Genomic DNA, 25178 nt, shown 5'->3' with positions numbered 1-25178 from the left:
TTTCCTCGCAGCGGGGTTGTCGGCCCTCGTGTGGGCCGTGTGATCGCCCCCCATTCGCCAGCCGATCAGAACCAGGGCTTTTCGATGACCGATACCGTCGTTGCCGAACCACGCCTCACGCACCGCCAGACCCTCACGATCCTGTCCGGCCTGCTACTCGGGGTGTTCCTCGCCGCGCTCGACCAGAACATCGTCAGTGTCGCGATCGTCCGGATCGCGAACAGTCTCGACGGGTTCGACGAACAGGCCTGGGCGACAACGGCGTATCTGATCACCGCCACCGTCACCACGCCGCTCTACGGCAAACTGGCCGACATCTACGGGCGGAAACCGTTCTATCTGCTGGCCATCGCCCTGTTCGTGATCGGGTCGGCGGCCTGCTGCTTCGCGACCACCATGTACCAGCTGGCGGGTTGCCGCGCCTTCCAGGGGCTGGGCGCGGGCGGGTTGATGTCGCTGGCGTTCACCATCGTCGGCGATATCGTGCCCGCCCGGGAACGGGTCCGCTACCAGGGATATTTCCTCATGGTGTTCGGCATCGCGACGGTGCTGGGCCCGGTGGTCGGCGGCTTCCTGTCCGACTACGAGAGCCTGGGCGGCATCGAGGGCTGGCGCTGGGTGTTCCTGGTGAACGTGCCGGTCGGGGTGCTGGCGTTCCTGGTCGTGGCCAAGGTGCTCAACGTGCGGCACGTCCGGGTGCGCAGCCGGATCGACTGGTTCGGCGCGGCCACCCTGGTGATCGGCGTCGTGCCGTTGCTGATCGTGGCCGAACAGGGCCGGATGTGGGGCTGGACCTCGCCGAAGTCGTTGCTCTGCTACGGGATCTGCGCGGGCGGGCTGCTGCTGTTCCTCGTCGTCGAGTTCGTCATGAAGGACGCGGCGCTGATCCCGCTGCGGCTGTTCCGCAGCTCGACGTTCAGCATCGCCATCCTCGGTGGCTTCCTCGTCGGTGTCGCGATGTTCGGCGCGATCACCATGGTGCCGCAGTATCTGCAGGTGGTGCGGGGGTTCTCGCCGACCGAGGCGGGTCTGCTGATGCTGCCGCTGGTGCTGGGCATCATGGTCGGCGCGCAACTGTCGGGCCTGATCACCAAGGCCACCGGCCGCTACAAGGTGCTGCCGGTGCTGGGCGCGCTGATCCTGGCGATCGGCTGCGGCCTGTTCGCCCGGGTGAGCTTCGACGGGCCACTGTGGCAGCCGCTGGCCTTCAGCGCCGTCATGGGTTTCGGGCTCGGCGGCTGCATGCAGACCCTGGTCATCGCGGCGCAGAACGCGGTGGCGCAGAGCGAGATGGGAGTGTCGACGGCGGCGGCCACCTTCTTCCGCCAGCTCGGCGGCACCCTGGGCGTCGCGGTGTTCCTCACGGTGCTGTTCGACCGGCTGCCCGGGTCGATCCTGTCCGCGTTCGGCGGCGCGCTGCCGCCCGGGCTCGACGCCGCGGGCCTGGACGCCCTGCAACGCGACACCTCCGGGATCGCCGGGCTGCCCGACGAACTGCGGGTGCCCATCCTGACCGGGTTCACCGACGCGATGCAAGGTGTGTTCCTGCTCGCCGCCGACCTCGCGATCGTGGCCTGCCTGGTCCTGGTGTTCATGAAAGAGATTCCGCTGCGCGAGGATCCGGTGCCCGACGAGGATCCCGACGCCACCCTGCTGCGCGATGTGAGCCTGCACGACGCGCACGAGATCGGCGACCGGTTGCATCCCACCGCCACCGGCCGGGTGATCGCCGGTCTGCTGCGCCGCGACGACGACCGTCCCGTCCCCGGCGCCACCCTCACCCTGATCGACCAGCACGGACATCAGGTGGCGCGCGGCAACGGCGACGCCGCGGGCGCCTATGTGGTGGAGGCGCCGGAACCGGGCAACTACGTGCTCATCGCCGCGGCCGCCGGGCATCAGCCCGAGGCGGTGAGTGTGTCGATGGGGGAGCGGGCCCTGCACGTGGACCTGATGCTCGTCGGCGCGGGGGAACTGACCGGCATCGTGCGCTCGGCCCGGCGCGGTGAACCGCTGCTGGGCGCCACGGTGACGCTCACCGATCCCGGCGGCGACGTGGTGGGCGCCGCCATCACCGGCGAGGACGGCGCCTACGTGTGCCGCGACGTCGTGAGCGGCACCTACACCCTGGTGGCGGTGGCCGACCACATGCGGCCGTCCGCGGTATCGCTGACCGTGCCGGAAACCGGGTCGCTGCACCACGACATCGACCTCGAGCCGATGGCGATCCTGATCGGCTCGGCCTGGGTCGACGGCGAGCGGCCGGTCGCCGACGTGCAGATCACCGTCCTCGACGCGGCGGGCGACCCGGCGGCCACCACCCGCACCGACGACAAGGGGCAGTACCTGGTCCCCGACCTTCCCGAGGGCGAGTACACCGTCGTCGCCCGCGGGTATCCGCCGGTGGCGAGCCAGGTCTCGGTCACCCGCGGCGAGATCACCCACGACGTGACCCTCGGCTACGACACCGAGGAGTCGATGCACCACCGCTGACCGGGGTGCCGCGCGAGTACGCGGCACCCCGGCTGGTCAGGCGCTGACGGAGGCTTCGCGCTGGAGTTCCAGCGCGATGTCGACGAGCTGGTCCTCCTGGCCGCCGATGAGCTTGCGCCTGCCCGCGCGCACCAGCAGCTCGGCGGCGGAGACGCCGTAGCGGTCGGCCTGACGTTCGGCATGCCGCAGGAAGCTGGAGTAGACGCCCGCGTAACCCATCATCAGGGCCTGGCGATCCAGCAGGCATTCCGACGGCATGGCCGGGCGGACCACGTCCTCGGCGGCGTCGGTGACGGCGAAGAAGTCGACGCCGGTGGAGATGCCGAGTTTGTCGCAGACTCCGATGAAGGCCTCGATCGGCAGGTTGCCCGCGCCCGCGCCGAATCGCCGTGCGCTGCCGTCGATCTGGGTGGCGCCCGCGCGGACCGCGTACACCGAGTTCGCGACCGCGAGACCGAGGTTCTCGTGCCCGTGGAAGCCCACCTGGGCGTCGTCGCCGAGCTCGGCGACCACGGCCGCCACCCGGTCGGTGACCTGCTCGAGGACGAGCGCGCCGGCGGAGTCGACGACGTAGACGCACTGGCAGCCCGCGTCGGCCATGATGCGCGCCTGTCGCGCGAGCACGTCCGGCGGCTGGCTGTGCGACATCATCAGGAAGCCGACGGTTTCCAGGCCCAGTTCGCGGGCGACCGTGAAATGCTGGACGGAGACGTCGGCCTCGGTGCAGTGGGTGGCGACGCGGCAGATGGTGGCGCCGTTGTCCTGCGCGATCTTGATGTCGTCCTTGACACCGACGCCGGGCAGCATCAGGAAGGCGATGCGCGCCTTCTTCGCCGTCTCGGCGGCGGCCTTGATGAGCTCCTGTTCGGGGGTCTTGGAGAACCCGTAGTTGAACGAGGAACCGCCCAGGCCGTCACCGTGGGTGACTTCGATGACCGGCACGCCCGCGCCGTCGAGCGCCGCGACGATGTCGCGGACCTCGGTGACGGTGAACTGGTGACGTTTGTGGTGCGACCCGTCCCGCAGCGAGGTGTCGGTGACGCGGATGTCGAGTTCGGGGGAATAGACCATGATGTGCGCTCCTTACACCCGGGCCGAGAGGATCTGGCCGGCGACGACCTCGCCGACGCGGGTCGCGGCGGCGGTCATGATGTCGAGGTTGCCCGCATAGGGGGGCAGGAAGTCGCCGGCGCCTTCGACCTCGACGAAGATCGAGACCTTGGCCATGCCACCGGAGATCACCGACGGGTCGTCGAACTGTGGGTCGTTGAGCAGCCGGTAGCCGGGCACGTATTCCTGGATCGACTTCTCCATGGCGACGATGCTCTCGGCGATGGCGTCGCGGTCGGCGTCGTCGGGGATGGAGCAGAAGATGGTGTCGCGCATGATCATCGGCGGTTCGGCCGGGTTCAAGATGATGATGGCCTTGCCGCGCTCGGCGCCGCCGATGGTCTCGACACCCTTGGAGGTGGTCTTGGTGAACTCGTCGATATTGGCGCGGGTGCCGGGGCCGGCCGAGACCGAGGACACCGAGGCGACGATCTCGGCGTATTTGACCGGCACGACGCGGGATACGGCCGCGACCATGGGGATGGTGGCCTGGCCGCCGCAGGTGATCATGTTGACGTTCGGGGCGTCGCGCAGCGAGTCCAGGTTCACCGGCGGGATCACCGCCGGACCGACCGCGGCCGGGGTGAGATCGATGGCACGGATACCGAGTTCGGCATAGCGCGGCGCGGCGGCGCGATGCACGTACGCCGAGGTGGCCTCGAAGACCATGTCCGGCTTCTCGTCCTGGGCGAGCAGCCAGTCCACGCCCTCGGCCGAGGTCTCCAGGCCGAGCCCGCGGGCGCGCTTCAGGCCTTCGCTCGCGGGGTCGATGCCGATCATCCAGCGGGGCTCGATGGACTCCGAGCGCAGCAGTTTGTAGAGCAGGTCGGTGCTGATGTTGCCGGATCCGACGATCGCGGCGGTGACTGTCCCGTTGGACACGTCGAGCCTCCTTGGCACAGTAGTGGGCTAGGCGAAAGACAAACGGACGGAACCGAGTCCGGCGAACTCGGCGAGGAATTCATCCCCCGGGCGGGCGTCGATGGCGCGGGTGCAGGAACCGGGCAGCACGATGTCGCCCTTCTTCAACCGCACCCCGAAGGTCGCGACCTTGCGCGCCAGCCACGCCACCGCGATCACCGGATCACCCAGCACCGCGTCGCTGCGGCCCTCGGCGATGACCTCACCGTTGCGGGTGAGCACGGCGTCGATGGCCTTGATATCGATGTCGCCGGGCGCGACGCGCTGTTTGCCGAGGACGAAACCGGCGGAGGAGGCGTTGTCGGAGATGGTGTCGGCCAGGCCGATCTTCCAGTCCTTGATCCGCGAATCGATCAGCTCGATCGAGGGCGCGTAGGCGACGGTCGCGGCGAGGACGTCGGCTTCGGTGCAGTCCTCGCCGGGCAGGTCGGCGCCGAGGACGAAACCGACCTCGACCTCCACGCGCGGCAGCAGGTACTTCGAGGTGTCGACGGGGACGTCCTCGAAGACCTCCATCTCGGCGAGCAGGTGTCCGTAGTCGGGCTCGTCCACGCCCATCATCTGCTGCATGGCCTTCGACGACAGGCCCACCTTGTGACCGACGACCTTGGCACCCGCCTTCAGCCGGCGCTGGATGTTGAGCAGCTGGATCTCGTAGGCGTCGACGACATCGATCTCCGGGTGCCGGGCGGCGATGGGGGACAAGGCCACCCGATCCAGCTCGGCCCGTGCCAGTTCGGCGGCCACCTCGGTGCGCACGCTGGTTGTCAGCATCCTGGTTCCCTCTTCTCCTCTGGTGATGCCTCTTCATGCTCGGGGCCGGGACGGGCGCCGGGGCCGGTCGTTCCCGCTGGATGGGCCGGAAGTTGTGTGATCCGGCCCGGGATCGCGGCACACGCGACGACCAGCACCACCGTCATGGCGGCGATGGTCGCGAACACCAGATGCACCGCGCCCGACAGCGATTCCGGCGAGGGCGGTGCGCTGTCGCCGAGCCTGGCGTTGACGACCGCGCCGAACACCGCCACACCCACCGCGCTGCCCAGTGAGCGGGCGAACATGTTCGTCGAGGTCACCACGCCGCGTTCGGTCCAGCTCGCGCTCGTCTGCGCGGCGATCAGCGTCGGGGTGGCCACCAGGCCCATGCCGGAGCCGACCACGAAACACGAGGCGGCGACCTGCCACAGCGGCGCCGACTCGTCGAGCAGCAGCGTGGTGGCCGTCCCGAGCGCGGCGATCGAACTGCCCAGCACCGCGCAGGTGCGGAAACCGAAGCGCAGGTACACCTTTCCCGCCTGCGCCGCCGACAGTGGCCAGCCCAGGGTGAGCGCGCCGGTGACGACACCCGCCACCAGCGCGCTGGTCCCGAGTACGCCCTGGTTGAACATCGGCACGTAGGTGGTGAACCCGAACAGCAGCGCGCCACCGAGCATCGAGGCCACACTGCTCGCCACCACCACCCGCCTGCCGAACACCCACGGCGGCAGAATCGGGTGCGCGGCCCGCGCTTCCACCGCCGCGAACACCACCAGCGACACCGCCGCACCGCCGAACACGGCCAGGCTCGCCGGCGAATCCCAGGCCCACGCCCGCCCGCCCTCGAGCAGCCCGAGCACCAGCGCGCCCGCGCCGAGCGTCAGCAGGACCGCGCCCGGATAGTCGACGCGGCGCCGCTGCCGGGGCGATTCCTCGTGGAAGTTGCGCACCAGCATCCAGGCCGCCAGCCCGGCCAGCGGCAGATTCACCAGGAAGATCCAGCGCCAGCCCAGGTAGTCGGCGCAGATCCCGCCCAGCAGCGGACCCGTCACCGACGACACCGCCCACACCCCCGCCAGATAGCCCTGCACGGTGGCCCGTTCGGCGAGGGTGTACAGATCGCTCGCGATCACCATGGTGGTCGGCTGGATGGCGCCCGCCCCGATGCCCTGCACGGCCCGGAACGCGATGAGCGCCACCATGCTGGTCGCCAGCCCGCACAGCAGCGAGCCCAGCGCGAACACCGCGACACCGAACAGCATCACCGGTTTGCGGCCGAAGGTGTCGGCGAGCGCGCCGTAGACGGGCACGGTCACCGCCTGGGCCAGCAGATAGATCGTGAAAAGCCAAGGGAACAGCGCGAAGTCACCGAGGTTGTCGGTGATCGACAGCACCGCGGTCGCCAGGATCGTCGAATCCAAGGCGACGAGACCGGTGGCCAGCATCAGCGAGGCGAGCACCGGTCCGCGTTCGGAACCGAAGCCGACTTCCGCACGCGCGGTATCGGTCGCCACAGGGCACCTCCCGGCTCAGAAGCGGATACGGACGGTGTCGCTCGCGGGCCTGGCCTGACAGGCCAGGGTGTAGCCGGCGTCGATGTCCTCCTGATCGAGGACGGTGGAACCGGGCATGCTCACCTCGCCGGCCACGACGGTGCACGCGCACGACCCGCACTCGCCCTCGCGGCACGAATACGGCACGTCGAGACCGTCGGCCAGCATCACATCGACCAGCGTTCGCGACTTCGGCCAGCGCAGCGCGTGCACGGCGCCGTCGAGTTCCACCTCCACCTCGGCGGCCTCGCCCGCGTCGTCGGCGGCGATCGGCTCCGGATCGGCGAACGGATCGCCCGACAGCGAGACGAACACCTCGGTGGTGATCCGCTCCCGCGGCCAGCCCGCGCCCGCCAGCGCTTCGGTCACCGCCGCCATGAACGGGCCCGGCCCGCACACGAACGACTCGAAACCGGCATACGGATCGGCGAACCGCGCCAGCTGCGCCGCCGTCGGCAGGCCCTGCAGTGATTCCAGCCAGTGCACCACCTGCACACGGCCGGGGTGCCGGGCCGCCAGGTCGCGCAGCGCCGCGGCGAAGATCACCGACTCCGGGTCGCGATTGGCGTAGAACAGCACCACCCGGCCCGTACCCGAGGCCAGCGCCGATCGCAGGATCGACATCACCGGGGTGATGCCGCTGCCGGCGGCCCACAGCAGCAGATCGGTGTCGAGGGAGGCCGGGGTGAAGGTGCCCTGCGGCGGCAGCACGTCCAGGGTGTCGCCGACGGAGACGTTGTCGCACAACCAGTTCGATCCGTACCCGGCGGCGGTGCGCTTGATCGTCACCTGCGGGCGCTCGTCGGTGAACGGGGAACTGGCCAGCGAGTAGCACCGGGCCACCGGCTCGGGCCGTTCGCTGGGGATCCGCAGCGTGAGGAACTGGCCGGGCCGGTAGGCGAAGCGTGCGGCGGCCTCGGCGGGAACGTCGAACACCAGCGAGCGCGCGTCCGCGGTCTCCTCGATCACCGCGGCCACCCGCAGCGTCACCACCCGCGAGCCACGCGGCACATCGACAGTCGCCCTCGTCACTGGTGTCCTCCTCGCTCACAGCACCGGTCGTGCGAGGCCACCGTCGCAGCCCGCGGCGGTGCGCGGGGGCGCCGCTCCCGGTGGCCGGGAGATCACCGGCGCACCGCCCACTGACCGGGAAGACCAGGGCGGACACCGGACCGCGCGACTCTAGCGTCGCCGTCGTGGACACTCGATCTCCCGGGGGCGCCCGATGAACCGCATGCAGAACACCGTCGCGCTGGTGACCGGCGCGGCCGGGGGAATGGGCCGCGCCCATTGCCGTCGGCTCGCCGAGGAAGGCGCCGACATCATCGCCGTCGACATCGAGGCCGCCGCGGCGGGCCTCGCGCAGACGGCCGCCGAGGTCGCGGCGCTGGGCCGCCAGTGCGTCACGGCCACGGCCGACGTGCGTGACCAGTCCGCGCTGGACGTGGCCGTGGCCGACGGCGTCGCCGCGCTGGGCCGCCTCGACGTGATCGTGGCCAATGCCGGGATCTACGCCGACCTCGGCCCCTCCTGGGAGCTGACCGACGAGGCCTGGCAGCGCACCGTCGACATCAACCTCACCGGCATGTGGCACACCGTGCGCGCCGGCGTTCCCGCGCTGACCGACGGCGGGTCCGTCGTCATCGTCAGCTCCACCAACGGCATCACCGGCGCCGCGTCGGCCTCGCACTACTCGGCGAGCAAGCACGCGGTGGTCGGGCTGGCGCGGACGCTGGCCAACGAACTCGGCCCGCGCGGCATCCGGGTGAACACCGTGCACCCCGGCTCGGTCGCCACCCCGATGATCCTCAACGACGCCGTCTACGCGAAACTGCGGCCCGATCTCGACCAGCCGACCCAGCAGGACGCCGCGGAGGCACTGGCCGCTCGCACCCTGCTGCCGGTGCCGTGGGTCGACCCGGTCGACGTGAGCAACGCGGTGCTCTTCCTCGCCTCCCCCGAGTCCCGTTACGTGACGGGAACCCAGCTCGTGGTGGACGCCGGACTGACTCAGAAGGTGTGACATGGGACGGGTTTCGGGCAAGATCGCACTGGTGACCGGCGCCGCGCGCGGCATCGGCCGGGCACAGGCCATCCGGCTGGCCGAGGAAGGCGCCGACATCGTCGCCGTCGACCTCTGCGGACCGGTCGACACCGTGGTGACGCCACCGGCGAACGCCGACGACCTCGCCGAGACCGTGCGCGCGGTCGAGGCGACCGGCGCGCGTGCCGTGGCCGCCACCGTCGACGTGCGGGACGGCGCCGCGCTGCGCGGCGCGGTCGACGCCGCGGTCGCCGAGCTGGGCGGACTCGACATCGTCTGCGCCACCGCGGGAATCAGCTCCAGCGGCGGCGCGCTGGAACTGACCGAACAGCAGTGGCAGACGATGATCGATGTGAACCTCACCGGGGTGTGGCAGACCTGCAAGGCCGCCACCCCGCATCTGATCGAACGCGGCGGCGGCGCGATGATCCTCACCAGCTCCATCGCGGGACTGCGCGGGCTGGTCGGGGTCGCCCACTATGTCGCGGCCAAGCACGGCGTGGTCGGCCTCATGCGGTCGCTCGCCAAAGAGCTGGCCCCGCACCACATCCGGGTCAACTCGGTGCACCCCACCAATGTGGACACCCCGATGATCCAGAACGACCACGTGCGCAAGATGTTCCGGCCCGACCGGGAGGTGCCCACCCGCGAGGAGTTCGCCGAGGCCGCCCGGCACATGAACATGCTGCCGATCCCGTGGGTCGAACCGGTCGACATCGCCAATGCCGCCCTGTTCCTCGGCTCCGACGAGGCCCGCTACATCACGGCGGTGACCCTGCCGGTGGACGCGGGCTCGACCCAGCGCTGAACCGCTCGCGGCACAGGCAGTGACCGCCGGCATGCCCGGCGGTCGGCAGGACGAACACCCGCCGACCGCCGCCACCGGCGCGGGACCCTGTGCCGGCGCCGCGCCCTGGGTGTGCGGCCGTGCGGGAATCAGCGTGCCGGGGCGGGATCGCCGGCCGGCCGGGCTGGGGCGGGATCTGTGGCCGGCGCGGACAGGGCCGGAGGGAGCGGACCCTCGTGCAGGACGCCGAGGCGCTGGGTCGCCCGGGTGAGTGCCACATAGAGTTCGGCGGCGCCGCGCGGCCCGTCGGCCAGGATCCGGGCCGGGTCGACGACGAGGACGGCGTCGTATTCGAGGCCCTTCGTCTCCGCGGCGGGGACAGTGCCGGGAACACCCGGCGGGCCGATCACCACGCTGGTGCCTTCCCGGCCCGCTTCGGTGCGGACGAATTCCGCGATGGCATCCGGCAATTCGGCCTTGTCGACACGGCGGGCCCACGGCCGGACACCACACGCGCGCACCGATTCCGGCGGCCGCACCTCGGGTGCGAAGTCCGCCAGGACCGCGGCGGCGACGGCCATGATCTCGGCGGGGGTGCGGTAGTTCACGGTCAGCGGGCGGTAGGCCCAGCGGCCGGGGACGTAGCGGTCCATGACGGTGGCCCACGAGGTGACACCGGCGGGGGAGCGCCGCTGGGCGAGATCGCCCACCACGGTGAACGACTTGCCGGGGCAGCGGCGCATCAGCACCCGCCAATCCATCTCCGACAGCTCCTGCGCCTCGTCGACGACCACGTGCCGGTAGGTCCAGTCCCGGTCCGCGGCGGCGCGTTCGGCCAGTTCCCTGGTGTCGCGTTCGAGGAACCGTTCGGCCAGGTCCGCGCCGAACAGCATGTCCTGGGCGAACAGGTGATCCTCGTCGTCCATGTGGTCCTCACGGCTCACCAGGGTGTCCAGCACGCCGGCCGCGTAGGCCGCCTCGGCGCGGCGTTCGCGCTCGGCGGTGTCGTCGACGGGCTCGTCCCGGCCCAGCAGGTCGACCAGCTCGTCGAGCAGCGGCACGTCCGACACCGTCCACGCGGCGCCGTCCGCGCGAGCCAGCGACGCGTCGGCACCGGCGGCGCGCAGCCGCTCCGGCGACGAATACAGCTCGGCGAGCAGGGTTTCCGGCGTCAGGATCGGCCACAGGGCATCCAGGGCCGCGGTGAAATCGGTGCTCTCGGCGAGCTCGGCGACCAGGTCGCCGCGCACCTGTTCCCAGGCCTCCCGGTCGTCGCGGGTGAGCCAGCCCTGCCCGATCCGCCCGATCGCGCGCTCGGTGAGCACGTAGGTGACGATCTCGCGGAACACCGCGCGCGCCTCGTTGTGCGGCCTACCGCTCGCGCGCGCCTCCTCGATCGCCCACTGCGCGGTCTCGCGGTCGATCCGTACCGTGACGTCGGCCAGCTCGATCGGGATCGGGTCCTCGGGCAGGCGCTGCCGATCGGCGACGGCGGCCGCGAGGACCTCGAGGATGCGCAGGGAACCCTTGTGGCGCACCGCGTCCGGCGTGTCCTCGGCGGTCACGCGCAGGCCCGGCACGAGGTCGCCGGTGGTGGTGAACACGACATTGGTCTCGCCCAGCGCGGGCAGCACGTGCGAGATGTGGTCGAGGAAGGCCGGATTGGGGCCCACCACCAGCACACCCTGCCGTTCCATCCGCGCGCGCTGGGTGTAGAGCAGATACGCCACCCGGTGCAGCGCGACCACTGTCTTGCCGGTGCCGGGACCGCCCTCGATGACCAGGACACCGGGATGGTCGAGGCGGATGATCTCGTCCTGTTCGGCCTGGATCGTCGCGACGATGTCGCGCATCCCGGCCCCGCGCGGCGCGTCCAGCGCCGCCAGCAGGGCCGCGTCACCGTGCTCGGCGCCGTCGGGCCTGCCCAGCACCTCGTCGGTGAACTCGGCCACCCGGCGGCCCCGGGTATGGAACTGCCGCCGTCTGCGCATGCCCTCCGGCGAGGCGGCGGTGGCGACGTAGAAGGCGCGGGCCGCGGGCGCGCGCCAGTCCAGCAGCAGCGGCTCGAATTCGTTCGTCTCGTCGAACAGGCCGATCCGGCCGATATAGGAGGTCTCGCCGGTCACGGCGTCGAGCCTGCCGAAACACAGGCCGTTGTCGGCCACATCCAGGCGCCGGGCCTCCTTGGCCAGCGCCCGCGCCTCGAAGTCACGGTCCATGGCCGAGACGCCCTTGCCGCGCAAGGTCGCGCGGTAGCGGCCCTTCACGCGGGCGCGTTCGCTGTCGAGCCGCGCGTACAAGCCGTCCACATACTGCTGTTCGGACCGCAGTTCGTCCTGATACCCCTGAGCGGACACCTGCCCTCACTTTCCCGGTTCGCCGATCCGGCGGAGCGCGTCGTCAGTCTCGTTTCCGCAGCTCATCGCCACGGCCGGACGATTATGGGGCATCACCGGGGCCTTGCGGCAAGGCCCCCTGTGCGCTATATGTTGGAAAGGGAAGGGAGTGAGGGGCTCCTTCCGTTCCCACGCACAGGGGGCCGAGAACCGGCGATCACGCCGAGCGGGCCGTGTCCTTCCTGGTCAGGAATGCCAATACCGCGGACTCGAATTCGTCCTTGCGCTCGATCATCGCCCAGTGCCCGCAGTTCGGGAACACGTGCAGCTCGGCGCGCGGAATGGTGCGCATCGGGATCAGCGCCATATCGAGGGGGCTCACCCGATCGTCGCGGCCCCAGGTGATCAGGGTCGGCGCGGCCACCTTGTGCAGCATCGCCCACGGCGGCGGCGCGTCGGAGGCCTCCATCGCCTTGACCATCATCGCGAACGCGGCCTTGCTGTACATCCGGCGGGCGCTGTCGAGAGTGGCCGGATCGGTGGCCTGGGTCCAGCGCTCCTCGATCAGCTCCTCGGTGACCATCGCCGGGTCGTAGACCATCGAGTGCAGCCACTGGATCAGCCGCTCCCGGCTTGGCTCCTCGGTGAACTCCTGCAGCAGCTTGATGCCCTCACCGGGGCCGGGGCTGAAGATGTTCTTGCCGATGCCGCCGATCGTCACCACCTTGCCGACCCGCTCCGGATGCGCGATCGCGTAGTTCAGCGCGACACCGCCGCCCATCGAGTTGCCGATGATGTCGACGGTGTCCAGGCCGAGCGCGTCGACGAAGCGGACCACCGCCTCCAGCGCGGTGACCATCGGGTGGCCGCCGAAGTCGTCGCTCACCCCGAAGCCGGGGAATTCCAGGACCAGGCAGCGGAACTTCTCGGCGAACACCGCGAGATTGCCGCGGAAGTTGCGCCAGCCGGTCACGCCGGGACCCGAACCGTGCAGCAACAGCAGCGGTGGGCCGTCGCCCGCCTCGTGATAGCGCAGCACGCCCGCGTCGGTGTGGATCTCCCGCAGCGTCGCCTCGTAGCTCAGCTCGGTCATGCGTGCGTCCCGCCGTCGATGCGGATCTCGGTGCCGGTGATGAACGCGCCGTCCTCGGAGACCAGCATGGCGATCACGCCGGCCACCGCGGTCGGGTCGCCCATGCCCGCGCCGCCGGACTCCAGGTCGGTCGGCAGGACCGGCGACAGCTTGGCGAACAGCGCCCAGTCGGCGTCGGCGGGCACGTACCCCGGGGTGGCGTCGGTGATGCCGGACTTGATGCTGCCCGGCGCCACGCACACCGCGCGCAGGCCCTTGCCGCCGAACTCCAGGGCGATCGCGTGCGTGAAGGACTGGATGCCGCCCTTGCTCGCCGCGTAGGCCGCCATGTACGGGTGCGCGAACGCCGCCGAGGTGGAGCTGAAGTTCACCACCGTCGAGCGCGGGTTGGCCAGCAGCGCGGGCAGTGCCTCGCGGACCACCAGGAAGGTGCCGGTGAGGTTGATCCGGATGATCTGGTCCCACAGGTCCAGTGAGGTCTGCTCGGTGTGCGCGGCGCGCAGGATGCCCGCCGCGTTCACCAGCGAGTCCAGGCCACCGAGGGTGTCGATCGCCGCGCGGAGGCCGTCGACGACCGACTGCTCGGCGCCGATGTCGATGGTCAGGGTGGTGAGCCGGTCCGCGGTGCCGCGTTCTTCGGCCTGCGCGCGGGTGGCGGCCAGGCCGTCGGCCGACACGTCGGCGCCCACCACCCGGGCGCCCTCGTCGAGCAGCCGCAGCACGGTGGCCTGGCCGATGCCGGACGCGGCGCCGGTCACCAGGGTCCGGTGGTCGTCGAGTCTGTTCATGATCGTCTCCTGACAGGGTGTGGGGTCAGCCGAGCCGGCCGGGGACCGGCTCGTGCCGCAACTGATCGGTGGCCAGCGCCCCGGCGCGCACCGCGTTCTCGATGGAGTCGCGCATGGCGGGGCAGGTGGGGATCCAGCTGCTCGGTTCGCCGAGCGCGGCGCGGCGGGCGAACTCCGGGCACGCGGACTCGGCGTCGTCGAGCCACTGGACGCTGGTGTGGCTGGGACTGAACTTCTCGGCCAGCACCTTGTTGCCGCAGCTCGCGCATTCGACGGGTTGCATGGCGGCCCGCCTCAGCGCTCGCCGGCGGCGTGCCGGGCGCCGACGTAGCCGAACACCATGGCGGGGCCGATGGTGGCGCCCGCACCGGCGTAGTCGTTGCCCATCACCGCGGCCGAGGTGTTGCCCGCGGCGTAGAGACCGGGGATGGGCGTGCCGTCGGCCCGCAGCACCTGCGCGTCCTCGTTGTAGACGAGTCCGCCCTTGGTGCCGAGATCGCCGATCCGTACCCGCAGCGCGTAGAACGGGCCCTTGTCCAGCACGTCGAGCGCGGGCGTGGCCAGGGTCGGGTCGCCGTAGTAGTTGTCGTAGGCGCTCAGGCCGCGGCCGAAGTCCGCGTCGTGACCGTCGCGGGCGAAGCCGTTGAACCGGCCCACCGTCTCGCGCAGGGTGGCGGCCGGGACGCCGATCGCCGCGGCGAGGCCTTCGACGTCCTCGGCGGTCCGCATCAGCCCGCTGGTCAGCCAGGACGCCGGGAACTTCTGGCCGGGCACGATGCCGCCGATGGGGTAGCGGCTCTTGGCCTTGGCGTCGAAGATCAGCCAGGCCGGATCGTGGCTGCCCGCCAGCTGGGCGTGCACGAACGTCACGTACGGCGAGGCCTCGTTGGTGAAGCGGTGCCCGGTGGCGTCGACGATGATCGAGCGCGGGATCGAGCGCTCCGACACCAGCACCTGGTTGATGCCGTCGGGCCGCTGGAACGAGGGCATCCACCACGCGTCGTCCATCAGGTCGACGGCCGCGCCGACCTGCTCACCGGCGACGATGCCGTCGCCGGTGTTGTCCGCCGAGGCCGCGCTGAAGTTGTCGCGCCCGCCCTCGGGCAGATAGCGCTTGCGCATGGCCTGATTGTGCTCGAATCCGCCCGTGGCCAACAGCACCCCGGCGCGCGCCCTGATCCGGATCTCGCGGCCGCCGCGTTCGGCGACGACACCGATGACCGCGCCGGACTCGTCGGTGATCAGCGAGCGCAGCGGGGTGTCGAGCCACAGCGGGACGCCCGCGTCGCGCAACGCCAGCCGCAACCGGGCGATCAGCGCCCGGCCGAGGGTGTCCATGTGCCGGCGCAGCAGGATCGCCTTGACCGCGCGCAGGCCGGTCAGCAGCGCCGTCCACCGTGCCTTCCAGGTGCGCGTCACCATGTTGAGCTGGACGAAGTCCTTGGAGGTGATGAACAGGCCGGGCGGGGTGGCCAGCGCGGCGGGGCGCAGCAGCTCCTCCTGGTCGCCGAGCTGCTTGAGGTCCACCGGCAGCGGCTCGATCGAGCGGCCGGCGGGCCGCCCGCCCGGCGCCTCCGGGTGGTAGTCGGAGTAGCCGGTGCACCACTGGAAACGCAGGTGCGGGCTGGTCTCGAGGAAGGCCAGCATGCGCGGGCCCTCGTCGATGAAGGCGTCGAGGTTCTTCGACGGGACGCGGTCGCCGACCACGGCGTCGAGGTAGGCGCGCACATCGGCGCGGGAGTCGCCCAGTCCTTCGCGCAACAGCGTCGGGTTGTTGGGCACCCAGATGCCGCCGCCGGAGAGGGCGGTGCTGCCACCGTAGTAGGCGGCCTTCTCGATGACGAGGGTGTCCAGGCCGCGGTCGGCGGCCGCGAGCGCGCCGGTGAGCCCGCCCGCGCCGCTACCGACGACGAGGAAACCGACTTCGTGATCCCAGTGCTGATCGGTCATCGTCGCCTCAGCCCACGACCATGTCGTCCTGCGACCAGAACGCGCGCATGCCGGTGATCCGCGCGCCCTCGTCGAAGGTCATCACATCGATCGGATCGAGGGTGAACTTCTGGTCACCGAAGGTGGTCACCACCCGGAAGCTGAAGGCGGCGCTGTCGCCGGCCACCCGCACCGAGAACAGCTCGGTCGCGCGTTCCATCGGCTCGATGGCCTCGTAGAACTTCCGGATCGCCGCGTGGCCGACGTGCGGTTCGCTGCCGACCGGATCCTCCACCGTCGCGTCCTCACGGTAGAGGGCGACGATGTCGGCGGCCGTACCGTTGCCGACGGCCTCCACATATTTCCGCACCGTCGCGCGAATGTCGTCCGCTGAAGCCATCGTGTCGCTCCTGAAAATGTCGAGAAGGGGGTTGTGTGAACGGAACCACAGTCCGGGTCCGTTCCGGGCCGGTCTCTCCCGGCCAGCGGGAGAGACCGGAAGGGGGTTCATCCGCCGAGGATGTCGCGCACGGCGAGGTGGCTGAACAGCATCGACGCGCCGATCGGGTTGCCGCCGCCGGGGTACACCTCGCCGCTGACCGCGGCCATGGTGTTGCCCGCGGCGTAGAGCCCCGGAATCGGGGATCCGTCGCGGCCGAGGACCCGGGCGGCGGTGTCGGTGCGCAGTCCGCCCTTGGTGCCGAGATCGGAGATGCCGAACGCGGCCGCGTGGTACGGGCCCTTGTCGAGGGCCACCAGCGGCGGTTCGCCATTCGAGAAGGCGCGGTCGTAGGCCTCGTCGCCGCGGCCGAAATCGGGATCGGTGCCGGTGGGGACCAACGCGTTGAACCGCTCGACGGTGGCCACCAGGTTCTCGGCGGGCACGCCGATCTTCGCGGCCAGCTCCGGCAGGGTGTCGGCGGTGTGCCACAGGCCGGCGTCCACGTACCGCTGCGTCTCGACCATGGAGACGTTGGTGGCCTTGATCGGCGGCACCTCGCCCTCCTTGTCGTCGTAGATCATCCAGAACGGCAGGGTCAGCCCGCGCTCGGTCATCTGCCGGATCACCTCGCGGCCCAGCCGGTCGTAGGGCGCGGACTCGTTGACGAAGCGGCGCCCGTCCTGGTCGACGAAGATGCCGCCGGTGAACCACAGCGCGAACGCCGACCGGCCGTCCGGATGGGTCAGCCCAGGCGACCACCACGCCTGATCCATCAGATCGGTGTCGGCGCCCGCGGCGATGCCCGCCTGGTGCGCCAGCCCCTGATTGCCCCACGGCCCCATGGTGTCGCGCGCCTCGCCCGGCACACCGTAGTGCGCGCGCAACTCGGCGTTCTGCTCGAAACCGCCCGCCGCCAGCACCACACCGCGACGCGCGCGGATCGCGATCCGGGCGCCGTCGCGTTCGACGATCGCCCCGGTCACCGCGCCGTCCTCGACGATCAGTTCCACCAGCGGGGAGTTGAGGAACAGCCGGGCGTGCGGGTAGCTCGACAGCGCCCGCAGCATCCGCCCGATCAGCGCCTGTCCGCCGATCAGCAGCTCGGGCAGGGGCGCGCCGAGCCGGTCGGTGTCGAGCGGTCCGCGCAGCGATTCGCGCAGCGGGCCCAGCTCGGCCGCGGGCAGCGGCGTCGGCATGATGTGGCGCTGCCCGTCGAGCCTGGCCTTGGGCGCCTTGCCGAAGTAGTCCGGCCACGGCAGCATCTCGAACGCGAAATGATCGTCGGATTCCAGGTATTCGATCAGGTCGCGGCCGCGCCGCACATAGGTCTGCTGCAGCTCGTCGGGGGTGCGGTCGCCGACGACGGCGCGGTAATAGGTGAGCGCGTCCTCGATCGTGTCGTCGGTGCCCGCGCGCTCGAGCACCGGGTTGCAGGGGAACCACACCCCGCCGCCGCCCGAATACGCGGTCGTGCCGCCGAACTTGTCGGTCGCCTCGACCACCGCGACGCTGAGCCCCTCGCGGGCGGCGGTGTAGGCGCCGGCCAGGCCACCGCCCGAGCCCGCGACCAGTACATCCACCTCGTCGTTCCAGTCCACCACTGTCTCCTCCTGGTGCCACCTGTGCAGTGCGCACGACGGTAGGACCCGTGACGGCGGTCACGGTGGCGCCCGTCCCGATCACCGGGAGGCCATCGATGCGCGAACGTGCCAATCAGCGGGAGGGACACCTGCTCTCCCGGCCCGGGTTTCCTTAGCGTCGCCGCCAGAACCGGTCTCCATCGAAAGGTAGGCACAGTGAACCCCGAGACCCCATCGGCACCAGCGCAGGACCAGGCCGACGTCGACGTGGTCGTCGTCGGCGCGGGCATCGCCGGGCTGTACGCCCTGCACCGATTCCGCGGCAGCGGCCTGACGGTGCGGGTGTTCGAAGCAGGCCAGGGCGTGGGCGGCGTCTGGTACTGGAACCGCTACCCGGGCGCGCGCTGCGACGTGGAGAGCGTCGACTACTCGTACTCCTTCGACGAGGCCCTGCAGCAGGAGTGGGACTGGAGCGAGAAGTACGCCACCCAGCCCGAGATCCTGTCCTACCTCGAGCACGTCGCCGACCGCTACGACCTGCGCCGCGACATCGAATTCGGTACCCGCGTCACCGATGTCGTGCTCGACGAGACGACCCTGCGCTGGCAGGTCGCCACCGACACCGGCCGCACGGTGCGGGCCCGGTTCGTGGTGCTGGCCACCGGGCCGCTGTCCAACGCCAACACCCCGGCCATCGAGGGGCTGGACACCTTCGCCGGGCAGGTGCTGCACACCTCGCACTGGCCGCACGAAGGCGTCGACCTGACCGGCAGGCGGGTCGGCGTGATCGGCACCGGATCCTCCGGCATCCAGACGATCCCGTGCGTGGCCGAGCAGGCCGCGCAGCTGCACGTGTTCCAGCGCACCGCCAACTACAGTGTGCCCGCGGGCAATACGCCGCTCACCGACGACGACCGGCGGGCACAGAAGGCGAACTATCCCGAGCGCAGGCGGCTGTCGATGGCCAGCGGCGGCGGCTCGCCGCACCAGGCCCATCCCGAGTCCGCGCTCGCGGTGGACGCGGGGGAACTCCGCGCCGCCTACGAGAAGCGCTGGGCGCTGGGCGGTGTGCTGTTCAGCAAGACCTTCCCGGACCAGCTGGTCACCCTGGCCGCCAACGACACCGCGCGCGAGTTCTGGGAGGAGAAGGTGCGCGCGGTCATCGACGACCCGCGGGTGGCCGAGCTGCTGGTGCCGCGCGATCACCCGATCGGCACCAAGCGCATCTGCACCGACACGAACTACTACCAGACCTACAACCGCGACAATGTCGAGCTGGTCGACCTGCGGGCCACGCCCATCACCCGGGTCGACGCCGCGGGCATCCACACCACCGACGCGCACTACCCGCTCGACACCCTGGTCCTGGCCACCGGCTTCGACGCGATGACCGGCTCGGTGTCGCGGATGAACATCGTGGGCCGCGGCGGTGAGACGCTCAACGAGGCGTGGCGCGAAGGGCCGAAAACCTATCTGGGACTGGGCATGACGGGCTTCCCGAACCTGTTCAACCTCACCGGACCCGGCAGTCCGTCGGTGCTGGCCAACATGGTGCTGCACTCGGAACTGCACGTGGACTGGGTGGCCGAGGCCATCGCCTTCCTCGACGGCCGGGGCGCGCTGGCGCTCGAGGCACGGCCGGACGCGGTCGCCGACTGGGTCCGCGAGTGCGCGCGGCGGGCCGAGGGAACCCTGATGATGCAGGCGAATTCGTGGTACCTGGGCGCCAATATCGAGGGCAGGCCACGGGTCTTCATGCCCTTCGTCGGCGGGTTCGGGGTCTACGGCGAGATCATCGCCGAGGTCGCGGCCGCGGGCTACAAGGGCTTCGACGTCCTGGAGGACTGAGCACAGACGACAAGGGGTGGTCCCGCGCGGGACCACCCCTTGTCGTGTGCTTCAGGCGGAGAAGCCGCCGAACGCGCCCCGGTAGAACAGCAGCGGCCGGGCGCCCTCGGTGGCCCGCAGATCGGCGACCCGGGCCAGCACCACCGTGTGATCGCCCGCGTCGTGCTCGAGCTCCACCGTCGCCTCGATGTGGGCCAGCGCCCCGGCCAGCGCCGGCGCGCCGTTGCCCGCCGGGTCCCAGTCGACGCCGGCGAACTTGTCCGCGCCGCTCACCGCGAACTGGCGGCACAGCGCGCTCTGCTCCTCGGCCAGGATGTTGATGCACAGGGCGCCCGCCGTGCGCAGCAGCGGCCAGCTCGTGGAGCTCTTGGCGGGGCAGAACGAGACGTACGGGGGATCCAGCGACACCGACACCACCGACTGACAGGTGAAGCCGAGCGGGCGCGTCCCGTCGTGCGCCGCGATGACGGCGACACCCGTCGCGAAGTGTCCCAGCACCCGGCGCAGCTCGGCCGGGGCGGGGATACCCGCGTCGACGACGACGTTGTCTGCATTCATGGAGGTCCTTCCGAACGGATTGCGGTGCCCTCAGAATCCGGGGTCGGCGGGGGCGGGCGAAAGATGTCCTCCCGGTCAGCGGTTGTCGGTGGGGAAGTGGTCACCCGCCCGGTTGCTACCATGCACCGATGGTGACCAGCGAGCCCGATCCCGGCGTGCCCAACCTGCCGCCGACCAGCTGGGCGGTCCTGGCCATGCTCTCCTACGAGGAGGAGATCTCCGGCTACGACCTGAAGAAATGGGCCGACTGGAGTCTGCGCTACTTCTACTGGACACCGTCCTACAGCCAGATCTACGCCGAGCTGAAGAAGCTCGAACAGCACGGCTTCGCCAGTTCCCGGCTCGACCACGACAACGCCATGCGGGGCAGGCGGCTCTACCAGATCACCGACGCGGGCCGGACCGCGGTGACGCTGTGGTGGAACCGCGCGCCGGTGGATCCGTCGGTGCTCAAACATCATGTGCTGCTGCGCGTGATGTTCGGTCACCTCGGCTCACCGGACCGGCTCAAGCAGATCCTGCGTGACCACATCGCCGACGTCGACGAGCTCGAGCACCGGGCCGCGATCGACGCCGAGGCCGCGAAATCCGAACCGGGCTGGGCCTATTCGCAGATCGTGCTGCAGTGGGCACAGCGGCACTACGCGGCCGAACGGGAACTGGCCCAGCAGCTCATCGACGACATCGACGAGGCCGCGACCGTGCTGGCCAAGGCCGAACGCGACGACCGGGCCGAATACCCGCACCCGACACCGGGTCGCTGGCGCGAGATCGAGCAGCAGGTCCGCGAGGAAGAGGACCGTCAGCACGACCCGGCCTAGGTAGGCCGGGTCGTCGGGGTCCGGCGGTCAGGCCGGTCCCAGGACGTCGCGCACCATCGCCCACACCTCGGCCCGTGCTGTCCGGGTGGCCGCCAGCGACGGGATGGTGAGGAAGCCGTGGAACAGGCCGTCGTAGCGGCGATGCCGCACCGCGACACCGTCCTTCGCCAGCCGCCGGGCATAGGCGTCCCCGGCCGCGCACGGCGGATCCAGTTCGGCGGTGACCACCACCGCGGGCGGCAGCCCGGCCAGCGACGCGGCCCTGGTCGGCACCAGCCGGACGTCGTCGGTGCCGTGCGGGGCGTAATTCTGCCAGTACCAGCGCATGGCGCTGGTGGTGTTGTAGTGGCCGGTGCCGAACCGCCGGTAGGACTCGGTGTCGAAATCGTCGTCGATCACCGGGTAGAGCAGGATCTGCGCCGCGAGCGCGGGACCGCCGCCGTCGCGCACCGCGATGGCCACGGTGGCCGCGAGATTGCCGCCCGCGCTGTCGCCGGCCAGCGCGATCCGCGCCGGATCACCGCCGTAGGTGGCCGCGTTCGCGACCGCCCAGCGCAGGGCGGCGAGCATGTCGTCGTGGGCGGCCGGGGCCGGGTGTTCGGGGGCGAGCCGGTAGTCGACCGAGATCACCACCGCGCCGACCCCCACCGCCATCGAGCGGCAGAATTCGTCGTGGCTGTCCAGATCGCAGAACACGAAGCCGCCGCCGTGGGCGAACACGATCACCGGCAGCGCGGCGCCGTCGTGGTGCGGGCGGAACACCCGCAGCGGCAGCGGGCCACCCGGGCCGTCGATGGTGAGATCGTGTGTCTCGCGCATCTCGGGCAGGCGCTGCAGCGGGCCGCGCCGGGCGCGGATCGCGGCTCTGGCCTCGGCGGCGTCCATCGCGGCGACATCGGGGAAGCCGGCGTCGAGCGCGGCGAGCATCGCCGCCACTTCGGGATCGGGCACGGCGCCGGGCCCGGTGGTGGGGAATTCACGGACTGTCACTGACCCTCCAGGGGTGAGGCGAGCAGGCTCGGCGTGCGAGCGGGTCGCCGGTCACGGTAGGGCCGTGGGGCCGCGACGCACCCGCAGTCTCCCGCTGGGCGGAAACCCCTGGTCGGTCCGCCCGGCGGGGTGCCTACCGTCGGCCCATGAACACCGCGAAGGTCTACGTGACCGACACCGTCGTGACGAAACCCGGCCGGGCCAGGGACTTCGTCGACGCGTATCTGCGTGAGTACGCGCCGGGCGCGCGCGAACGGGGGATGGCGCTGGAACGGATCGTGGTGAGCCCACCGATCTGGTTCCCGGACGAGTCCAACACGGTCGTGGCGACCTGGGTACTCGACGGCGCCGAGGGCTGGTGGGAGATGACCTGGCGCGGCCGCACCGACACGGCCCTGCGCGCGTGGTGGGCCGCCGCGGACGAGCTCGTCCTGAGCCGGACCCGCACGACCGGGGCCGAGGCCGCCGATATCGAAAGGCTCGGCCATGTTTGATGTCGTCCGGCTCCTGCACCTGCCGCCCGGGCTCGACGCCCCGCCCGCCACGCTGCTCGACGAGCTGCGGTCGGCCCCGGCCGGGCGGGCCCGCCGGGTGCTGGTCCAGCCGACGCTGCCCGGCGTGCGCAACGGCGGCGACGTGCTGGTGCATCTGCGATTCGACGAACCGGCCGACTGGTCGGCCTGCGCGCCGCGCGTGGCCGCGGTGCTGGCCGAACACGGTGTCGCCCACATCGACGGCGCCGAATTCGACGGCGGCGTCGGCGGTGCCGCCGAACCGCGCACACCCGGCACGGTGTACCGGGTGCTGCTGTTGCGGGTGGCACCCGGTACCCCGCGCGCGACGATCGACCGGTTCGAAGCCGACCTGCTGCGGATGCCGCGCTACATCGACACCATGCGGTCCTGGCAGCTGAGCCGGGTGATCCGCGGGATCGGCTCGGCGCCGTGGACGCACGTGTGGGAACAGGAATTCACCGACCTCGACGGGCTGGACGGGCCCTACCTGATGCATCCGGTGCACTGGGCCCACGTCGACCGGTGGTTCGATCCGGAGTGCCCGGAGTCGATCGTGCACGATCGCATCTGCCACAGCTTCTGCGAGAACATCGTCGCGGGCTGAGCCGGTTCGCCGCCCGGGCCCGCGCCGGGCGGCGAACCGGGCCGGGTCAGGCGGTGCGCACCACGCGCCGGTCGGCCATGGTCCTGGTCGCCGGGCCGACGCCCAGCGGGCGCGGATGCTGCTGCAGGGTGGGGCGCACTCGCACCCGGCCGTCGTCCACGTGGCGCCAGATGTTGAGCGCGGTGGTGCGCACCGGGGCGGTGAGCCGGTGGTCGAAGAGCATGCGGTCGACCGGACCGCACACCGACACCGCGGCCACCGCGGACTCGCCCAGATCGCCGATCGGGGCCGCGATGCACCCGAACCCGGCCAGCGACTCCTGCCGTTCCACGGCGATGCCGTGCGCGCGCACCTTGTCCAGCTCGGCGTCGAGCTGGGCGCGGGTGGTCAGCGAGTACTTGGTCCGCGCGCCGGCCTGACCGGTGACGACCTCGGCCAGCCTGCGCTCGTCGGAGTAGGCCAGGATCGCCTTGCCGACCGCCGTACAGTGCGCGGGCCGCCTGCCGCCGACCCGGGTGGGGACCGCCGCGGCCAGATCGCCGCCGACCTTGTCCAGGTACACGACATCGGCGCCGTCGAGGACGGCCAGGTGCACCACGAATCCGGTGACCCGGTGCAGTTCGTGCAGGAACGGCATCGCCGCGCGATGCAGCCGGTCCTGGTGCACGGCGAGTGAGCCGAGCTCCATCAGCCGGATGCCGAGCTCGTAGTCACGGCCCTCGCGCCGCAGCCAGCGCAGCTGCACGAGCCGCTCCAGCATGCGATGCGCCGAGGACCGGGGCAGGCCGGTCCGGCGCACGATCTGGGCGAGCGTGAGCCTGCCAGGGCCGTCGAACGCGTCGAGCAGCAGGGACGCGCGATCCAGGATCGCGCTGGGGGTGGTGGCCTCGGCCTGGATGACCATGGGGTGCTCCATTCGGATCTACGAGCTGATGCCCGCTCGCATATTTCGATTAGGCATATACCTATTGATACCATCTGTTGTGTTCGTTGTCACATGAATGGCCGAAGGTGTTCCGAACGACAACGGCCCCCGTCCCGAGCGGGGTGCTCGGGACGGGGGCCGTGAACGGGCCGCGCGGACTACATCGCGGCCAGCGGCTCGCTACCGGACCAGTCGTGGCCCCAGTAGCTGTCGGCGGTGATCTCCTCGGCGCTGTAATAGGTTTCGTCGACCCGCATCCCCTCGGTGCCGAACTCGATGTCCCAGCCGCCGGGCGCGCGCACGTAGAACGAGACCATCTTGTCGTTGGTGTGGCGGCCCAGCGTGGACGAGACCGAGAAGCCGTCCTTGGTCACCCGGTCCAGCGCCTGGCCGACCGCGTCGAGCGTGTCGACCTCCACCATGATGTGCACCAGGCCGGGCGCGCCACCGTGCGGCGCCGGGCACAGCGCCAGGCTGTGGTGGCGCTCGTTGATGCCGAGGAAGCGCACCCGCATGGGGCCGAACTCCGGCGGGGCCGGGATACGGAACGCGCCGCGCGGCAGGAAGCCGAGCACCTCGGTGTAGAAGCCGAACGCGCCGTTGGGGTCCATGGTCGGCAGCACGACATGGCCCAGGCCCTGCGCGCCGGTGACGAACTTCGCGCCGAACGGCGTCACCACCGGGCTGTGGTCGAGCACCGCGCCGTGGAACACCTCGAGAGTGGCTCCGGTCGGATCCTCGAAGGTGATGACCTCCTCGACCCGGCGCGCGTCGGCCTCCTCCACCGAGAGCGGCTTCACCGCGATGCCGGCGGCGGTGACCGCCTCCTGCACCCGCACCAGGGCGGCGTGGTCGCGCACCTCCCAGCCGATGGTCACCACGGCGTCGGTGTCGCCGGGCACCACGGTGATGCGCGCCGCGCGCTCGTCCATCCGCAGGTACAGCGCGTCCGGGTCCGGGCCGCTGCCCTGGGCGAAGCCGAGCACGTCGAACGCGAAGGTGCGCCAGCGGTCGATGTCGGCGGTCTGGATCTTGACGTAGCCGAGGCCTTTGATGTCTGTCATTTCCGTGTGTCCTTCGTGGTG

At 71.0% G+C, this 25178-nt stretch carries 23 protein-coding genes; 7 read left to right on the top strand and 16 right to left on the bottom strand.

Translation table 11 applies throughout. The features are described from left to right. The first annotated feature begins 84 nt into the window (after window positions 1–84). Window positions 85–2493: an MFS transporter gene (locus EL493_RS21830; protein WP_019047462.1), complete on the top strand. Its 2409-nt coding sequence runs from the start codon at window positions 85–87 to the stop codon at window positions 2491–2493. A 36-nt stretch (window positions 2494–2529) separates the two neighbouring features. Here the strand turns inward: EL493_RS21830 and dmpG are convergent, their stop codons facing one another. Genes dmpG through EL493_RS21805 form a run of 5 tightly spaced genes read right to left on the bottom strand, consistent with a single transcriptional unit; the run spans window position 2530 to window position 7865 of the window. Then, window positions 2530–3564 (bottom strand): 4-hydroxy-2-oxovalerate aldolase, encoded by a 1035-nt coding sequence (dmpG, locus tag EL493_RS21825; RefSeq protein ID WP_019047461.1) that lies wholly within the window; start codon window positions 3562–3564, stop codon window positions 2530–2532. A gap of 12 nt (window positions 3565–3576) precedes the next feature. Continuing rightward, window positions 3577–4485 (bottom strand): acetaldehyde dehydrogenase (acetylating), encoded by a 909-nt coding sequence (locus EL493_RS21820; protein WP_019047460.1) that lies wholly within the window; start codon window positions 4483–4485, stop codon window positions 3577–3579. A gap of 27 nt (window positions 4486–4512) precedes the next feature. Continuing rightward, on the bottom strand, window positions 4513–5298 hold the full coding sequence (locus tag EL493_RS21815; RefSeq protein WP_019047459.1) for a 2-keto-4-pentenoate hydratase: 786 nt from the start codon (window positions 5296–5298) through the stop codon (window positions 4513–4515). Beyond that, a complete protein-coding gene (locus EL493_RS21810; RefSeq protein WP_019047458.1) occupies window positions 5292–6794 on the bottom strand; it encodes an MDR family MFS transporter in 1503 nt (500 codons plus the stop codon). The genes EL493_RS21815 and EL493_RS21810 overlap by 7 nt, the downstream gene beginning before the upstream one ends. A gap of 15 nt (window positions 6795–6809) precedes the next feature. Then, window positions 6810–7865: a ferredoxin--NADP reductase gene (locus tag EL493_RS21805; protein ID WP_022566786.1), complete on the bottom strand. Its 1056-nt coding sequence runs from the start codon at window positions 7863–7865 to the stop codon at window positions 6810–6812. Between the two features lie 193 nt (window positions 7866–8058). Between EL493_RS21805 and EL493_RS21800 the strand changes: the two genes are divergently transcribed. Together EL493_RS21800 and EL493_RS21795 are read left to right on the top strand one after the other, a co-directional pair. Further along, a complete protein-coding gene (locus EL493_RS21800; RefSeq protein WP_019047456.1) occupies window positions 8059–8856 on the top strand; it encodes a mycofactocin-coupled SDR family oxidoreductase in 798 nt (265 codons plus the stop codon). Window position 8857: 1 nt separating this feature from the next. After that, the gene (locus EL493_RS21795) at window positions 8858–9685 is read left to right on the top strand and encodes a mycofactocin-coupled SDR family oxidoreductase (RefSeq protein WP_019047455.1); all 828 of its coding nucleotides are present in this window, start codon (window positions 8858–8860) and stop codon (window positions 9683–9685) included. A 128-nt stretch (window positions 9686–9813) separates the two neighbouring features. Here EL493_RS21795 and helR read toward each other — a convergent pair whose 3' ends face one another. The 7 genes from helR to EL493_RS21760 all read right to left on the bottom strand — a co-directional run bounded on the left by helR (window position 9814) and on the right by EL493_RS21760 (window position 17853). Beyond that, window positions 9814–12021: an RNA polymerase recycling motor ATPase HelR gene (gene helR / locus EL493_RS21790; protein WP_019047454.1), complete on the bottom strand. Its 2208-nt coding sequence runs from the start codon at window positions 12019–12021 to the stop codon at window positions 9814–9816. A gap of 196 nt (window positions 12022–12217) precedes the next feature. Continuing rightward, window positions 12218–13093 (bottom strand): alpha/beta fold hydrolase, encoded by an 876-nt coding sequence (locus tag EL493_RS21785; protein WP_019047453.1) that lies wholly within the window; start codon window positions 13091–13093, stop codon window positions 12218–12220. Continuing rightward, complete coding sequence (locus tag EL493_RS21780) at window positions 13090–13881, bottom strand: SDR family NAD(P)-dependent oxidoreductase (protein ID WP_019047452.1); 792 nt, start codon at window positions 13879–13881, stop codon at window positions 13090–13092. Before EL493_RS21780 ends, EL493_RS21785 begins: the two co-directional genes overlap by 4 nt. A gap of 25 nt (window positions 13882–13906) precedes the next feature. Then, window positions 13907–14164 (bottom strand): hypothetical protein, encoded by a 258-nt coding sequence (locus EL493_RS21775; RefSeq protein WP_019047451.1) that lies wholly within the window; start codon window positions 14162–14164, stop codon window positions 13907–13909. Window positions 14165–14175: 11 nt separating this feature from the next. Next, on the bottom strand, window positions 14176–15831 hold the full coding sequence (locus EL493_RS21770; protein WP_019047450.1) for an FAD-binding protein: 1656 nt from the start codon (window positions 15829–15831) through the stop codon (window positions 14176–14178). Window positions 15832–15838: 7 nt separating this feature from the next. Continuing rightward, on the bottom strand, window positions 15839–16210 hold the full coding sequence (locus EL493_RS21765; RefSeq protein ID WP_019047449.1) for a nuclear transport factor 2 family protein: 372 nt from the start codon (window positions 16208–16210) through the stop codon (window positions 15839–15841). A 107-nt stretch (window positions 16211–16317) separates the two neighbouring features. Continuing rightward, window positions 16318–17853, bottom strand: a complete 1536-nt coding sequence (locus EL493_RS21760) for an FAD-binding protein (RefSeq protein ID WP_022566787.1) — start codon at window positions 17851–17853, stop codon at window positions 16318–16320. Between the two features lie 195 nt (window positions 17854–18048). Between EL493_RS21760 and EL493_RS21755 the strand changes: the two genes are divergently transcribed. Beyond that, window positions 18049–19680: a flavin-containing monooxygenase gene (locus EL493_RS21755; protein WP_019047447.1), complete on the top strand. Its 1632-nt coding sequence runs from the start codon at window positions 18049–18051 to the stop codon at window positions 19678–19680. Between the two features lie 51 nt (window positions 19681–19731). On the opposite strand, the gene EL493_RS21750 is transcribed toward EL493_RS21755, so the two are convergent. After that, on the bottom strand, window positions 19732–20238 hold the full coding sequence (locus EL493_RS21750; protein WP_019047446.1) for a flavin reductase family protein: 507 nt from the start codon (window positions 20236–20238) through the stop codon (window positions 19732–19734). 131 nt (window positions 20239–20369) lie between these two features. On the opposite strand from EL493_RS21750, the gene EL493_RS21745 reads away from it, so the two are divergent. Continuing rightward, window positions 20370–21059, top strand: coding sequence for a PadR family transcriptional regulator (locus tag EL493_RS21745; RefSeq protein WP_019047445.1), 690 nt, complete (start codon window positions 20370–20372; stop codon window positions 21057–21059). 27 nt (window positions 21060–21086) lie between these two features. Here EL493_RS21745 and EL493_RS21740 read toward each other — a convergent pair whose 3' ends face one another. Next, the gene (locus EL493_RS21740; RefSeq protein WP_019047444.1) at window positions 21087–22049 is read right to left on the bottom strand and encodes an alpha/beta hydrolase; all 963 of its coding nucleotides are present in this window, start codon (window positions 22047–22049) and stop codon (window positions 21087–21089) included. Window positions 22050–22195: 146 nt separating this feature from the next. Between EL493_RS21740 and EL493_RS21735 the strand changes: the two genes are divergently transcribed. Both EL493_RS21735 and EL493_RS21730 read left to right on the top strand, forming a co-directional pair. Further along, window positions 22196–22543: a hypothetical protein gene (locus EL493_RS21735; protein WP_019047443.1), complete on the top strand. Its 348-nt coding sequence runs from the start codon at window positions 22196–22198 to the stop codon at window positions 22541–22543. Next, window positions 22536–23168, top strand: a complete 633-nt coding sequence (locus EL493_RS21730) for a Dabb family protein (protein WP_019047442.1) — start codon at window positions 22536–22538, stop codon at window positions 23166–23168. The genes EL493_RS21735 and EL493_RS21730 overlap by 8 nt, the downstream gene beginning before the upstream one ends. Before the next feature lie 46 nt (window positions 23169–23214). Here EL493_RS21730 and EL493_RS21725 read toward each other — a convergent pair whose 3' ends face one another. Both EL493_RS21725 and bphC read right to left on the bottom strand, forming a co-directional pair. Continuing rightward, window positions 23215–24072 (bottom strand): IclR family transcriptional regulator, encoded by an 858-nt coding sequence (locus EL493_RS21725; protein ID WP_022566789.1) that lies wholly within the window; start codon window positions 24070–24072, stop codon window positions 23215–23217. A 179-nt stretch (window positions 24073–24251) separates the two neighbouring features. Next, window positions 24252–25157 carry a biphenyl-2,3-diol 1,2-dioxygenase gene (gene bphC, locus EL493_RS21720; RefSeq protein ID WP_019047440.1) on the bottom strand — a complete coding sequence of 302 codons (906 nt, stop codon included), beginning with the start codon at window positions 25155–25157 and terminating at the stop codon, window positions 24252–24254. Window positions 25158–25178 lie beyond the last annotated feature (21 nt).

Origin of the sequence: Nocardia asteroides, assembly GCF_900637185.1 — a bacterium.
GTDB classification, from domain to species: domain Bacteria; phylum Actinomycetota; class Actinomycetes; order Mycobacteriales; family Mycobacteriaceae; genus Nocardia; species Nocardia asteroides.
Note: the sequence above shows the minus strand (reverse complement) of the source record. Positions and strands in the feature narration are given on the sequence as shown.